Raw genomic sequence first — 14,316 nt, forward strand, 5'->3', positions numbered from 1 at the left:
TGATTTTCTTATGAGTTTCTTCAGATACATCTCTGCCGCAAGTGAGGCCGTCTTCGCGAGCAAGCTCGCTCCCACATTTGGAATGCGTACCCCTGTGGGAGCGAGCTTGCTCGCGAAGAGGCCTTCATTCACACCGCAGATTTCACTACTGACGGACTAGCACGCATCACGCACAACCCGTAATAAATAATCCCGCCCAACGCCGAGCCGGTGAACCAGCCATAGCTGTAAAACCAGCTGAACGCATCGCTACCCAGCGACAACAAGGTCAGCACCACCGGCACACCAAACGCGAGAAACCCGGCCCGGTTCCACGCCGGATACACGTCATCGCGGTACAACCCGGCCAGATCCAGTTGCTGTTTCTTGATCAGGAAATAGTCCACCACCATGATCCCGGCAATCGGCCCGAGCAGGCTCGAATAACCCAGCAACCAGTTGGAATACACGGTCTCGAGGCTCACATCGGAAACGATCAAACCGAGCTTTTTCAGCAGTTCATGTCCCATCAACAACAACCCGACCAACCCGGTCAGTAACACCGCTTTGGTGCGGTTGATCACCTTGGGCGCGATGTTTTGAAAATCGTTGGTCGGCGAGACAATGTTCGCGGCGGTGTTGGTCGACAGCGTGGCGATGATGATCAATGCCATGGCCACCGCGACCCACACGGGACTCTGGATATGGCCGATCAAAGTCACCGGATCAGACACCGTCACGCCGACCAGTTTCACCGACGCCGCGGTCATGATCACGCCCAGCGAGGCGAACAAAAACATGGTCAGTGGCAGGCCGAAAATCTGCCCGAGGATTTGATCTTTCTGGCTCTTGGCGTAACGACTGAAGTCCGGAATGTTCAACGACAACGTCGCCCAGAAACCCACCATTGCCGTCAGCCCGGCGGCGAAGTAACTCACCACGCTGGCGCCTTCCGGACGCTTCGGCGGGATCGCCAGCAGTTCGGTCATCGACACATTGGGCATCGCCCATACCAGCAAGCCGATGCCGACCGCCACCAGCAACGGCGCGGACAAGGTTTCCAGCCACTTGATCGACTCGGCGCCGCGAATCACCACCCACAGGTTCAGCGCCCAGAACACCATGAAGCCGATCACCTCCCCCGTCCCGCCAAGGGATTTCCAGCCGTCGAAAATCGAGCCGAGAAACAGGTGAATCGCCAAACCGCCAAACATCGTCTGAATGCCGAACCAGCCGCACGCCACCAGCGCGCGAATCAGGCACGGCACGTTGGAGCCGAGAATGCCGAACGACGAGCGCAGTAACACGGGAAACGGAATGCCGTATTTGGTGCCGGGAAAGGCGTTCAGCGTCAGCGGAATCAACACGATGATATTGGCGAACAGAATCGCCAGCAGCGCTTCGCCCACACTCAAGCCGAAGTACGCCGTCAGCACGCCGCCGAGGGTGTAGGTCGGCACGCAGATCGACATGCCGACCCACAGCGCGGTGATGTGCCATTTGTTCCAGGTTCGTTCGCGCACCTTGGTCGGTGCCATATCGTGGTTGTAACGGGGACTGTCGAGGACGTCGCTGCCGGCTTCGAGTTCGAACAAGCCGTCGCGCTCGGTCACTTGCGATCTGTTCTGTTGCATGGCCGCTCCACTGTTCTTCTGATTATTTTTTTGCTCATCAGGCGGCTTGCACACAAGGCGCGAGCCGGACGATGGCCGGAGGAACTGACAACTTTCGTGCACCGGCCATGGTGTCAGCGGCGGCATCAATAAACGTGCCGGGTGAACCGCTTGGCGCTAGGGCCGTGCTTCAAACGTATTGCAACTTTCTGATATTTATCAGTTTTAATTATTCACCTGATGAGTTCGCGGAAACCTGTCTGGGTGCTCAGGCTAAACACTTGGCAAGTTGTCCGAACAGACAGGACTCAAACTGGTGCACTGCATTTATTTTCATTGTGAACGTGCAACCGCAGCTCAACTTCAAGCGGCTGATTTCACATAGGAAATCTTGCTCATATTTCCATCCTGTCAAGTGCGTCAAAATGGTGAGCCGCCTCACCATTTTGGTGATTTACACTTTTTATCGTTATTTTTCATAGAGTTAAAACATGCATAAGCTTATAAAAAATATTCTTGCTCTATTGCAAATTCACGACTAGTTTCTATTCCTGACAGCGCTGACAGGAATACACCCTGCACTGCTGTACATCAATAAAACATTTAGAACCGGCACAAGTCGGTCATGCCTGCGAGGAACTCGGAATGTCTCTGTTGATCCGTGGCGCCACCGTTGTTACCCATGATGAAAGTTATCGCGCCGACGTCTATTGCGCCGACGGCGTGATCAAAGCCATCGGTGAAAACCTGGATATTCCCGCCGGCGCCGAAGTGCTCGACGGCAGCGGCCAATACCTGATGCCCGGCGGCATCGATCCGCACACGCACATGCAACTGCCGTTTATGGGCACCGTGGCCAGCGAGGATTTCTACAGCGGCACGGCGGCCGGTCTGGCCGGTGGCACCACGTCGATCATCGACTTCGTCATTCCCAATCCGCAGCAATCATTGATGGAAGCGTTTCATCAGTGGCGCGGCTGGGCGGAGAAGTCCGCCTCCGACTATGGCTTCCACGTCGCGATCACTTGGTGGAGCGAGCAGGTGCGCGAGGAAATGGCCGAACTGGTCAGCCATCACGGCATCAACAGCTTCAAGCATTTCATGGCCTACAAGAACGCGATCATGGCCGCCGACGACACACTGGTGGCGAGTTTCGAGCGTTGTCTGGAGCTCGGTGCGGTACCAACCGTGCACGCGGAAAACGGCGAGCTGGTCTATCACCTGCAACGCAAGTTGATGGCCCAAGGCATCACCGGGCCGGAGGCGCATCCGCTGTCGCGGCCTTCGCAGGTTGAAGGGGAAGCGGCGAGCCGGGCGATTCGTATCGCTGAAACCATTGGCACGCCGTTGTATCTGGTGCACGTCTCGACCAAGGAAGCCCTCGACGAAATCACCTATGCGCGCAGCAAGGGTCAGCCGGTTTACGGCGAAGTGCTGGCCGGACATTTGCTGCTCGACGATAGCGTCTACCAACACCCGGACTGGCAGACTGCTGCGGGTTACGTGATGAGCCCGCCGTTCCGTCCGCGCGGTCATCAAGAGGCACTGTGGCACGGGCTGCAGAACGGTAATCTGCACACCACTGCGACGGATCATTGCTGCTTCTGCGCCGAGCAAAAAGCGGCGGGTCGTGATGACTTCAGCAAAATCCCTAACGGCACGGCGGGTATCGAAGATCGGATGGCGGTGCTTTGGGATGAGGGCGTTAATTCCGGTCGTTTATCGATGCAGGATTTCGTCGCCCTCACCTCAACCAACACCGCGAAAATCTTCAATCTCTATCCGCGCAAAGGTGCGATTCGCGTCGGCGCCGATGCCGACCTGGTGCTGTGGGATCCGCAAGGCACGCGCACCATTTCTGCCAAGACCCACCATCAGCAGGTGGACTTCAACATCTTCGAAGGCAAGACCGTGCGCGGCGTGCCGAGCCATACCGTCAGCCAGGGTCGTTTGGTCTGGGCCGATGGCGACCTGCGCGCCGAGCGCGGCGCCGGGCGGTACATCGAACGGCCGGCGTATCCGGCGGTGTTTGATTTGCTGAGTAAGCGGGCTGAGATGCACAAGCCGACAGCCGTTAAACGCTGACATCCCGGCCTTCGGCCTTAGATGATCGTTCCCACGCTCTGCGTGGGAATGAAGCCCGTGACGCTCCGCGTCACTGGACGCGGAGCGTCCCAAGAGGCATTCCCACGCAGAGCGTGGGAACGATCTGCCCATCAGAGGCAGAGAACCTCAATAACCGTGAGGCACACAACCGTGATCGAGACCCTGAACCATCTCCCCCACCCGCACGAAAGCGCGGCCGCCCTCGCCGGGCATTTCACTGATCTGGCGCCGCCGCTCAACGCTCGGCAGGCGCATCTGGAAGCCTCGCGCTGCCTGTATTGCTACGACGCGCCGTGCGTGAATGCGTGCCCGAGCGAGATCGACATCCCCTCGTTCATCCGCAATATCCATCAAGACAACGTGCCCGGTGCCGCGCAGAAAATTCTCTCGGCAAACATCCTCGGCGGCAGTTGTGCACGCGTTTGCCCGACTGAAATCCTCTGCCAGCAAGCCTGCGTGCGCAACAACGCCCACGAATGCGCGCCGGTGCTCATCGGCCTGTTGCAACGCTACGCCGTCGACAACGCACACTTCACTGAACACCCATTCCAGCGCGCGGCAGTCACCGGTAAACGCATCGCCGTGGTGGGTGCCGGGCCGGCCGGTTTGTCCTGCGCGCATCGCAGCGCCATGCACGGTCATGACGTGGTGATTTTCGAAGCGCGGGAGAAGGCTGGCGGGCTCAACGAGTACGGGATCGCCAAGTACAAACTGGTCGACGATTACGCGCAAAAGGAGCTGGATTTCCTCCTGCAAATCGGCGGCATCGAAATCCGTCACGGGCAGAAACTCGGTGAGAATCTAACCCTCAGCGAGCTGCATCATCAGTTCGACGCGGTGTTCCTCGGCCTCGGTCTCAACGCCAGCAAGCAGCTCGGCCTGGCCCACGAAGATGCGCCGGGCCTGCTCGCCGCCACCGATTACATCCGCGAACTGCGTCAGGCCGATGACCTCACGCAACTGCCACTGGCCGAACGCTGCATCGTCCTCGGCGCCGGTAATACCGCGATCGACATGGCCGTGCAAATGGCTCGCCTCGGCGCTCGCGATGTCAATCTGGTGTATCGCCGTGGCGCGGCGGACATGGGCGCCACCGGGCACGAACAAGACATCGCCAAGGCCAATCAGGTGCGTCTGCTGACCTGGGCACAACCGGAAGAAGTGCTGCTCGACGATCAAGGCAACGTGCGCGGCATGCGTTTCGCTCGCACCGATCTGGTCGAAGGACGCCTGCAAACCACCGGTGAAACCTTCGAACTGGCCGCCGACGCAATCTTCAAAGCCATCGGCCAGTCCTTCGACAGCAGCGCCCTCGCCGACCCGCTCGCCCGTGAACTCAAGCGCCAGGGTGAACGCATTCAGGTCGATGAAAACCTGCGCACCAGCATTCCCGGCGTGTATGCCGGCGGCGACTGCACCAGCCTCGATCAAGACCTCACCGTGCAAGCCGTGCAGCACGGCAAACTCGCCGCCGAGGCGATCAACGCTCAACTGATGCTCAACGTGGAGGCTGCGTAAATGGCCGATCTCTCGATAGTCTTCGCCGGCATCAAAGCGCCAAACCCCTTTTGGCTGGCCTCCGCGCCACCGACCGACAAAGCCTACAACGTGGTGCGCGCGTTTGAAGCAGGCTGGGGCGGCGTGGTCTGGAAAACCCTTGGCGAGGATCCGGCGGCGGTCAACGTTTCGTCGCGTTACTCGGCGCATTACGGCAACAACCGCGAAGTGCTCGGCATCAATAACATCGAGCTGATCACCGATCGTTCGCTGGAAATCAACCTGCGCGAAATCACTCAGGTGAAGAAGGACTGGCCGGATCGCGCAATCATCGTTTCGCTGATGGTGCCGTGCGTTGAAGAGTCGTGGAAACACATTCTGCCGCTGGTCGAAGCCACGGGTGCTGACGGCATCGAACTGAATTTCGGTTGCCCGCACGGCATGCCAGAGCGCGGTATGGGCGCAGCGGTCGGTCAGGTGCCGGAGTACGTCGAGCAGGTGACGCGCTGGTGCAAGACTTATTGCTCGCTGCCGGTGATCGTCAAACTGACGCCGAACATCACCGACATCCGCGTCGCCGCTCGCGCCGCCCATCGCGGTGGCGCCGATGCGGTGTCGTTGATCAATACGATCAACTCGATCACCAGCGTCGATCTGGAGCACATGGTCGCCCTGCCCACCGTCGGCAGCAAAAGCACCCACGGCGGTTATTGCGGTTCGGCGGTGAAGCCGATCGCGCTGAACATGGTCGCGGAAATTGCCCGTGATCCTGAGACGCAGGGCTTGCCGATCTGCGGGATTGGCGGCATCGGCAGTTGGCGCGATGCCGCAGAATTCATGGCGCTGGGCAGCGGCGCGGTGCAAGTGTGCACGGCGGCGATGCTGCATGGTTTCCGCATCGTCGAGGAGATGAAGGACGGCTTGTCGCGGTGGATGGATAGTCAGGGCTACGCCAGCATTTCCGAGTTTTCCGGGCGCGCGGTGGGCAATACCACGGATTGGAAATACCTCGATATCAACTATCAGGTGATCGCCAGGATTGACCAGGAAGCGTGCATTGGTTGCGGGCGTTGCCACATTGCCTGCGAGGACACTTCACATCAGGCGATTGGCAGTTTGCGCCAGGCGGACGGGACGCATAAATATGAAGTGATTGATGATGAGTGTGTGGGCTGCAATTTGTGCCAGATCACTTGTCCGGTGGCGGACTGTATCGAGATGGTGCCGATGGATTCAGGCAAGCCGTTTCTGGACTGGAATCATGATCCGCGCAATCCCTACCACGTTGCAGTTTGACTGATCGTTCCCACGCTCTGCGTGGGAACACAGCCCGGGACGCTCTGCGTCCCATTGGAACGCGGAGCGTCCCTAGAGGCATTCCCACGCAGAGCGTGGGGACGATCATGCATTTCCCTGTGGGAGCGAGCCTGCTCGCGAAGAGGCCAGCCCGGTCGCCACAAAACTCAAGGCTCCAACCCGATCCCGCGCAAGATCACACTCGTCACCGTCTGCACCGCCCGCTCGAACTGCATGTCCGACAACGGCTGGTGATCATTCAAAATATTCACCTGATGATCAAAGTCGGCATAGTGCTGCGTCGACGCCCAGATCATGTACAGCAAACTCGAAGGCTCCACCGGCAAAATCCGCTTGTCCTCGACCCACTGCCGAATCTTCGCTTCTTTCATCTTCGCCCAGTCATACAGGCTGACATCCAGCGCCTCGCCCAGCGTCGGCGCGCCGTGGATGATTTCATTGGCCCAGACCTTCGAGCCGTAGGGCCGGCTGCGCGAGTGGTTCATCTTCGCGCGAATATAACTGCTGAGCACCACGCGCGGATCGTCGAACATCTCGAAGCACAGCGCGTCCTGCTTCCACACTTCCAGCAGATCAAACAGCACCGCGCTGTACAGCTCGCTCTTGGTGCTGAAGTAATAATGCAGATTGGAACGCGGCAGTTGCACTTCGGCGGCGATGTCCGCCATCGCGGTGCTGCCGAAACCTTTTTCGGCGAAGACTTTTTCCGCCGCCAGCAGGATTTTCTCGACGTTATTGCGGCGAATTTCGATCTTGTGATTGCCCATGTGGGCTCCCTGACAACAGCGTTGTTGAAGACTAGCATCCGCTCAGGCACGCGGGCGACAGATGAAAACGAAACTTCGTACAGACGCGCCCGGACGCGGTTGAGTAAACTGGCCGTTCTTCGATTCTGCCTCAGAGGTATCCGCGATGCTGTTCAAGAATGTCCTGACCACCACTGCCCTGCTCGCCTCGCTGTTCGCTGCGTCTTCGGTATTTGCCCACGCCCATTTGAAAAGCCAGACCCCGGCCGCTGACAGCACCGTCGCCGCCCCGGCTGATCTGCGCCTGACCTTTTCCGAAGGTGTCGAAGCCACGTTCACCAAAGTCACCGTGACCAAGGACGGCGCACCGGTCGCGGTCAAACCGCTGACCACCGAAGGCGACAAGAAAACCCTGATCATCACCCCGGCTGCGCCGCTGACCGCCGGTGAATACAAAGTCGAATGGCACGCAGTGTCGGTCGACACGCACAAAAGCGAAGGCGCCTATCAGTTCAAGGTTGGCCAGTAATTCATGAGCGAAGCGCTGGTGTTGTGCCGCTTTGTGCATTTCACCGTGGTGTTGATGCTGTTCGGCGCCTGGCTATTCAGGCCGTTGCTGCTCAAGGGTGAAGCGCTGGAACTGGATCGGCACCTGACGCGACTCGCCCGTTGGCTGGCCGCGGTTGCGCTGGTCAGCGGGATTGCCTGGGCGTTGCTGATTACCGCGAGCATGGCCGGTTCGGCTGCGGCGGCGTTTGATCCAGACACGATTGCGCTGGTGTTGGGCAATACGTTTTTTGGTCAAGTGTGGCGCTGGCACCTGCTGATCAACGCGGTGCTGCTGGCACTGCTGTTTACTCCGTGGCGTTCAAGCATGCCGTTGCGCCTGGGTTTGAGTGGCTTGCTGCTGGCGACGCTGGCACCGGTCGGACACGGCGCGATGCTTGATGGCTTGAGCGGGCAGCTGCTGATTCTCAATCAGATCGTTCATCTGACCTGCGTGGCCGCGTGGCTGGGTGGGTTGTTGCTGCTGGTGATGATCCTGCGTCAGCCGAATGAGCTTCGTGGTGTTTTGCAGCGTTTCAGCGGGGTTGGTTATTGGGTGGTGGCGGGGTTGCTGATCACCGGATTGATCAACGTCCGTGTGCTGACCGGCCAGTGGTGGCCGACGCCGTTGTTCAGCGGGTTTGCGCTGATTCTGTTGATCAAGGCGATGATTGTGCTGGGCATGCTCGGTTTGGCGTTGTTCAACCGCTTGCGTATGGAAGATTGCGAACAGCGGATCGGCACGCTCAAACGCAGTGTGATGCTTGAATGGCTGCTCGGCATTGGCGCCGTAGCCGCCGTCTCGCTACTCGGCACCCTGCCCCCGATGATCACTGCCTGAACACGATCCCTGTAGGAGCCGAGCTTGCTCGCGAAGGCGTCATCACAGTCGCCATCTCAATTGTCTGGACCACCGCTTTCGCGAGCAAGCTCAGCTCCTACAAGGGTTGTGTCAATGGGGCTGGGTGTTGCCGGCGGCGGTATCGATGCTAACCACCACCGACATCCCCGGCCTTAGCCGCTCCTCTTCCTGCTGATCCGGATCAATCGTGATCCGCACCGGCACCCGCTGGGCAATCTTCACAAAATTACCCGTCGCATTGTCCGCTTGCAGCAAGGCGAATTCAGACCCCGTGCCCGGCGAAATATGCTGCACATGCCCGGTGAATTTACGGTGGTTCAGCGCATCGACGGTGAAACGCACCGGTTGCCCGACCCGCACGTTGTCCATCTGGGTTTCCTTCATGTTGGCGATCACCCATTTCTGGTTCGGCACCAACGCCATCAACTGCGCCCCGGAGTTGACGTAAGCGCCGAGACGCACGCCAATCTGCCCCAGCTGCCCGTCACGCGGCGCGACAATGCGCGTGTTCGACAAATCGATCCGCGCCAGTTGCACCGCCGCTTCCGCGCTGGCCACCGACGCCTCCAGCGAACCACGATTGACGATCACCGTCTGCAAATCCTGACGAGCGATTTCGACATTGGCCTTGGCCTGCGCCACCGCGGCAATGCTTTGCGCATTGGCTGCGAGCGCCACGTCCATCTCACGTTTCGACACTGAGCCGTCGCTCACCAGTTCCTTGTTACGCCGCAAATCCGCCTCGCTTTTGCGCAACTGCGCTTCGCTGTCGGCCTGCACGGCTTGGCGCAACTTGATCGTCGCCTCGGCGCTATTGCGTTGCTGCACGACGTTGGCCAACGCGGCTTTCTGCACCGCCAGTTGCGCCAGCGATTGATCGAGACGCTGCTGATAGATGCGATCATCCAGACGCACCAGCAAATCACCGGCCTTCACATACTGAAAATCCTGCACCGGCACTTCATAGACATAACCGGCGAGTTGCGGGCCGATGATCGTCACCTGCCCGCGAATCAAAGCATTTTCGGTGGTCTCGACCGCGCTGCTGAACGGCGGCAATTGCCAGGCATACAGCACGATCAACACGCCGACGATGGCGATCGCGGCAAAGCCCATTGAAGAGATGATCCGCACCCGCAACGAACGTGGCTCAGTATTTGGCGATGACGGCGGCGCCACGCCTTCGGGCGTGGCGGCAATGGCGTTAGTGGTTGTGGTGGTCGGTTCGGTCATGAAGAAATGGCACCGCTCGAAGGTGTGGATGGCGCAGGGGCGACGGCTTTGGTGGTGCTCATCAGCCACAGCGCACGAATGGACAGCCAGATCATGGTCAGCACCGCGATCACGGCGATCAGCATGAACACGTCGTTGTAGGCCAGCACGTTGGCCTCTCGGGTCGCGGCGTTGGCCAGGCTACGAATACCCGCAAGGTTGCGCAGGCTCGGGTCGGCCAATAGCGAGCCATACGCCGAGCCGCCACTCTGCACGCGCGCGGCCACCAAAGGGTCAGACAGCGTCAGGTGCTCAACGATGTGACTGGAATGAAATTTTTCCCGGACGATCTGAAAGGTGCCCAGAAGCGCCGCGCCGATTAAACCGCCGAGGTTATTACAGATCCCGAACAGCACGGAAAAACTCACCAGGTTGCGCGGATTGGTCAACACGTTGCGCGTGCCGAGCACCATGGTCGGGCCGAGGAAAAACGTGCTGCCGAAGGCCAACAGGAACTGGCTGAAATAGAGGTTTTCCGGGCGGGTCAGGTTGTTGGAAGAACTGTCCATCACCGCTCCGGTGGCCATCAGACCCAGCGAGATGATCAACGGCATCAGCAGGTGTTTGGGGTCGATCGTCAGTGCGCTGGTCAACAACCCCGCGACGCTGCCAATCAGCATTACCACGTACAGGCTGTGCAACTGCTCATAGCCCATGTTCAGGTTCTGCATGAAACCCACCGCACCGGTGGACTGCTCGGAGGTGACCATACGAATTAGGGTCACCGCCAGCGCGAGACGAATCATCGTCCCGCTGCCGAGCCAACGGGTCATCAGCATCGGGTTGCTGCGATTATGTTCGATGGCCAGACCGGTGATGATCAGCGCAATCGACGACGCGAGGGCGACGCCGATCCAGTCGGCCTCCAGCCACCAGTCGATCCGCCCCAACGACAGCACCGCGCACAGCAATGCCACGCCACTGGCGAGAATGGCGAAGGTCAGGAAGTCGAGTTTTTCGAAAGTTTTGAAGCGGTCGCCGGGCGGCAACTTGAGCATCAATACGCAGCCCAGCGACAGCAACGCCATGCCCAATTCGAACAGGTACAAGCCGCGCCATTCGGCGATTTGCAGCAAGTCTTCGGAGAATAATCGCGCCAGCGGCAAGGCTAACTGCGACGTGCCGAGGCCGAGCACCAGCGCCTTCATTCGCCACTTCGCCGGGAACGCCTGCACCATGTAATACAGGCCCAGAGAGCTCAGCGCGGCGCCGACCATGCCGTGCGCCGCCCGCACCGCGACTGCGGAATTGAGGTCGTTGACGAACAAGTGGCCGAAGGTCACCAGCGCATACAACACGAGGAATACTTCGGTGAACGCACGCAAACCGAACTGCTGGCGAAACTTCACCAGCAACAGGTTCATCGACACGTTGGTCATTACATACGCGGCCGGCAGCCAGGCCATTTCCGCCGTGGTCGCACCGAGCGCGCCTTGCAGATAAGGCAGGTTGGCGACCACCAGCGAGTTGCCCAAACCACCGGTCAGCGCCACCAGCAAACCGACCAGCGCATAGGCCAGGCGCTTGGGGTTGGAGTGCAGCGGCGTCGAAGGGGAACCGGGCAGACTGGGCTTCTCGTGCGGCTGCCAGTGGCGCGGGGCGTATTGATCCATTGAAAAGCCTTGTGTGGAAGGTGATTAAGTTTGCCGCAAATTCACGGTTAAAACACTTTTCCCCCTGTGGGAGCGAGCCTGCTCGCGAAGGCTTTGTGTCAATCGACAACTGGGTTGGATGAATGTCCGAATTCGCGAGCAGGCTCGCTCCCACAAGGGGTCGGGGTGATGGCCGGGAGTCATCGTATAACTTGCTGTTGACATTCCCGCAAAACATAGGAAATATCCGCAACCATGTTGTACGACGACGTATGACAAATAATAAAAACAACAATGAAACAGGGAGCGTCACAGTGAGCACACTCGTCCGCAATTCCGCCCGCCCTTCGCGTTTTTTTGCCCGTCGCCCGCGATCTACTCTGAGCCTGATAGGTTGCAGCAGCCTCGCCTTCGCCATGCCCATGAGCGCCGACGCTGAAGGCTTTCTGGAAGACAGCAAAGCCACGCTGAACCTGCGTAACGCCTACTTCAACCGCAATTTCGTCAACCCGGCCAACCCACAAGGCAAGGCTGAAGAGTGGACGCAAAGCTTCATCCTCGACGCCAAATCCGGTTTCACCCAAGGCACCGTCGGTTTCGGCCTCGACGTGCTCGGGTTGTACTCTCAGAAGCTTGATGGCGGCAAAGGCACCGGCGGCACGCAGCTGTTGCCGATCCACGATGACGGGCGTCCGGCGGACAACTTTGGCCGGCTCGGCGTGGCGATGAAAGCCAAGGTGTCGAAGACCGAATTGAAGGTCGGTGAATGGATGCCGGTCCTGCCGATCCTGCGCTCCGACGATGGCCGCTCCCTGCCGCAAACGTTTCGTGGCGGGCAGATCACGTCCACCGAGATCAACGGCCTGACGGTCTACGGCGGCCAGTTCCGCGGCAACAGCCCACGCAACGACGCAAGCATGGAAGACATGTCGATGAACGGCCGGGGCGCTTTCACCTCCGATCGTTTCAACTTCGGCGGTGGCGAATACAGCTTCAATGACAAGCGAACCCTGGTCGGCGTGTGGTACGCCGAACTCAGCGACATCTACCAGCAGCAGTACTTCAACCTCAGCCACAGCCAGCCCATGGGCGACTGGACGCTCGGCGCCAACCTCGGCTTCTTCACGGGCAAGGAAGACGGCAGCGCCCAGGCGGGCGAACTCGACAACAAGACCGCGTTCGCCATGCTCTCGGCCAGATACGGCGGCAGCACCTTTTATGTCGGCCTGCAGAAACTCGGCGGCGACGATGCGTGGATGCGGGTCAACGGCACCAGCGGCGGCACCCTGGCCAACGACAGTTACAACGCCAGTTACGACAATGCCAAGGAGCGCTCGTGGCAGTTGCGCCATGACTACAACTTTGTCGTTCTGGGCATCCCCGGCCTGACCATGATGAACCGCTATATCAGCGGCGATAACGTCCACACCGGCTTGATCACTGACGGCAAGGAATGGGGCCGCGAGTCGGAACTGGCCTACACCGTACAGAGCGGCCCGCTGAAAAACCTCAACGTGAGATGGCGCAACGCGACCATTCGCAGGGACTTCAGCACCAATGAGTTCGATGAGAACCGGGTGTTTATCAGTTATCCGATTTCGTTGTTGTAATTCCCGAGCCACCGCAAATCCCCTGTAGGAGCGAGCCTGCTCGCGAAGGCGTCCTGTGAGTCGATGCAAAAGTTGCGGCACCGGCCCCATCGCTGGCAAGCCAGCGATGGCTGCGGCAGATCCAACATTGATGTTGATTGACACACCGCTTTCGCGAGCAGGCTCGCTCCCACAGGGGAACTGCATTGCAAGGAGGGAATTGTGCTGAACGAAACCCAATTGGCCCATCCGTCATTTACAACAAAAGTCGCGTTGACAAGATCCGGAAACCCTACCGATACTCCAGCGCAGTCATACGACAACCTACAACAAACCAATAACAATTTGTAAGGGAATGCCATGACGCCTACCACCCCTTCCCGCGCCCCGTTCAACCGGCTGCTGCTGACTGGTGCTGCCGGTGGCCTGGGCAAAGTCCTGCGCGAACGCTTGCGCCCCTACGCCAACGTGCTGCGACTGTCCGACATCGCCGCGCTCACGCCCGCTGTCGATGATCGCGAAGAAATCGTGCTCTGCGATCTCGCCGACAAACAGGCCGTGCACCAACTGGTCAAAGGCGTCGACGCGATCCTGCATTTCGGCGGTGTGTCCGTGGAGCGGCCGTTTGAGGAAATCCTCGGCGCCAACATTTGCGGGGTCTTTCACATTTACGAAGCGGCGCGCCGGCATGGCGTTAAACGAGTGATTTTCGCCAGTTCCAATCACGTCATCGGTTTCTATAAACAGGACGAGCAACTCGACGCCAGCTCTGCGCGCCGCCCTGATGGCTACTACGGTTTGTCCAAGTCCTACGGCGAAGACATGGCCAGTTTCTACTTCGACCGCTATGGCATCGAGACCGTCAGCATCCGCATCGGCTCCTCGTTCCCCGAGCCGCAAAACCGTCGAATGATGCACACCTGGCTGAGCTTCGACGACCTCACGCAACTGCTCGAGCACTCGCTGTACACGGCCAATGTCGGTCACACCGTGGTCTACGGCATGTCCGATAACAAAGACGTCTGGTGGGACAACCGATTCGCCAGCCACCTCGGTTTCGAAGCCCGGGACAGCTCCGAAGTATTCCGCGAGAAAGTCGAGGCGCAACCGATGCCGGCCGCCGATGACCCGGCGCGGATTTATCAGGGTGGCGCCTTCGTCGCGGCGGGCCCCTTCGGCGACTGACCGACTCACTTG

At 59.4% G+C, this 14,316-nt stretch carries 11 protein-coding genes; 7 read left to right on the plus strand and 4 right to left on the minus strand.

What is annotated here, in order from left to right; translation table 11 throughout:
- Window positions 1–128: 128 nt before the first annotated feature.
- A complete protein-coding gene (locus QMX93_RS13635) occupies window positions 129–1,613 on the minus strand; it encodes an NCS1 family nucleobase:cation symporter-1 (RefSeq protein ID WP_282356537.1) in 1,485 nt (494 codons plus the stop codon).
- A gap of 624 nt (window positions 1,614–2,237) precedes the next feature.
- On the opposite strand from QMX93_RS13635, the gene hydA reads away from it, so the two are divergent.
- The 3 genes from hydA (at window position 2,238) to preA (ending at window position 6,491) form a co-directional block, all read left to right on the plus strand.
- Window positions 2,238–3,677, plus strand: a complete 1,440-nt coding sequence (gene hydA / locus QMX93_RS13640) for a dihydropyrimidinase (protein WP_282356539.1) — start codon at window positions 2,238–2,240, stop codon at window positions 3,675–3,677.
- A 171-nt stretch (window positions 3,678–3,848) separates the two neighbouring features.
- Window positions 3,849–5,216, plus strand: coding sequence for an NAD(P)-dependent oxidoreductase (locus QMX93_RS13645; RefSeq protein ID WP_282356540.1), 1,368 nt, complete (start codon window positions 3,849–3,851; stop codon window positions 5,214–5,216).
- Window positions 5,217–6,491, plus strand: a complete 1,275-nt coding sequence (gene preA / locus QMX93_RS13650) for an NAD-dependent dihydropyrimidine dehydrogenase subunit PreA (protein WP_053121404.1) — start codon at window positions 5,217–5,219, stop codon at window positions 6,489–6,491.
- Between the two features lie 167 nt (window positions 6,492–6,658).
- Here preA and QMX93_RS13655 read toward each other — a convergent pair whose 3' ends face one another.
- On the minus strand, window positions 6,659–7,279 hold the full coding sequence (locus tag QMX93_RS13655; RefSeq protein ID WP_053121406.1) for a TetR/AcrR family transcriptional regulator: 621 nt from the start codon (window positions 7,277–7,279) through the stop codon (window positions 6,659–6,661).
- A 145-nt stretch (window positions 7,280–7,424) separates the two neighbouring features.
- Here QMX93_RS13655 and copC point away from each other — a divergent pair, with 145 nt between their 5' ends.
- Window positions 7,425–7,787, plus strand: a complete 363-nt coding sequence (copC, locus tag QMX93_RS13660) for a copper homeostasis periplasmic binding protein CopC (RefSeq protein ID WP_212544628.1) — start codon at window positions 7,425–7,427, stop codon at window positions 7,785–7,787.
- Window positions 7,788–7,790: 3 nt separating this feature from the next.
- Window positions 7,791–8,645 (plus strand): copper homeostasis membrane protein CopD, encoded by an 855-nt coding sequence (gene copD / locus QMX93_RS13665; protein ID WP_282356542.1) that lies wholly within the window; start codon window positions 7,791–7,793, stop codon window positions 8,643–8,645.
- Between the two features lie 111 nt (window positions 8,646–8,756).
- On the opposite strand, the gene QMX93_RS13670 is transcribed toward copD, so the two are convergent.
- Both QMX93_RS13670 and QMX93_RS13675 read right to left on the minus strand, forming a co-directional pair.
- Window positions 8,757–9,899, minus strand: coding sequence for an HlyD family secretion protein (locus QMX93_RS13670; RefSeq protein ID WP_159814679.1), 1,143 nt, complete (start codon window positions 9,897–9,899; stop codon window positions 8,757–8,759).
- The gene (locus tag QMX93_RS13675; RefSeq protein ID WP_159814680.1) at window positions 9,896–11,551 is read right to left on the minus strand and encodes an MFS transporter; all 1,656 of its coding nucleotides are present in this window, start codon (window positions 11,549–11,551) and stop codon (window positions 9,896–9,898) included. The genes QMX93_RS13670 and QMX93_RS13675 overlap by 4 nt, the downstream gene beginning before the upstream one ends.
- A gap of 293 nt (window positions 11,552–11,844) precedes the next feature.
- On the opposite strand from QMX93_RS13675, the gene QMX93_RS13680 reads away from it, so the two are divergent.
- Window positions 11,845–13,140, plus strand: a complete 1,296-nt coding sequence (locus tag QMX93_RS13680) for an OprD family porin (protein ID WP_282356543.1) — start codon at window positions 11,845–11,847, stop codon at window positions 13,138–13,140.
- 339 nt (window positions 13,141–13,479) lie between these two features.
- A complete protein-coding gene (locus QMX93_RS13685) occupies window positions 13,480–14,304 on the plus strand; it encodes an NAD(P)-dependent oxidoreductase (protein WP_282356544.1) in 825 nt (274 codons plus the stop codon).
- Window positions 14,305–14,316 lie beyond the last annotated feature (12 nt).

Origin of the sequence: Pseudomonas sp. PS01303 (genome assembly GCF_029959385.1) — a bacterium.
Classification (GTDB): Bacteria; Pseudomonadota; Gammaproteobacteria; order Pseudomonadales; family Pseudomonadaceae; genus Aquipseudomonas; species Aquipseudomonas rustica.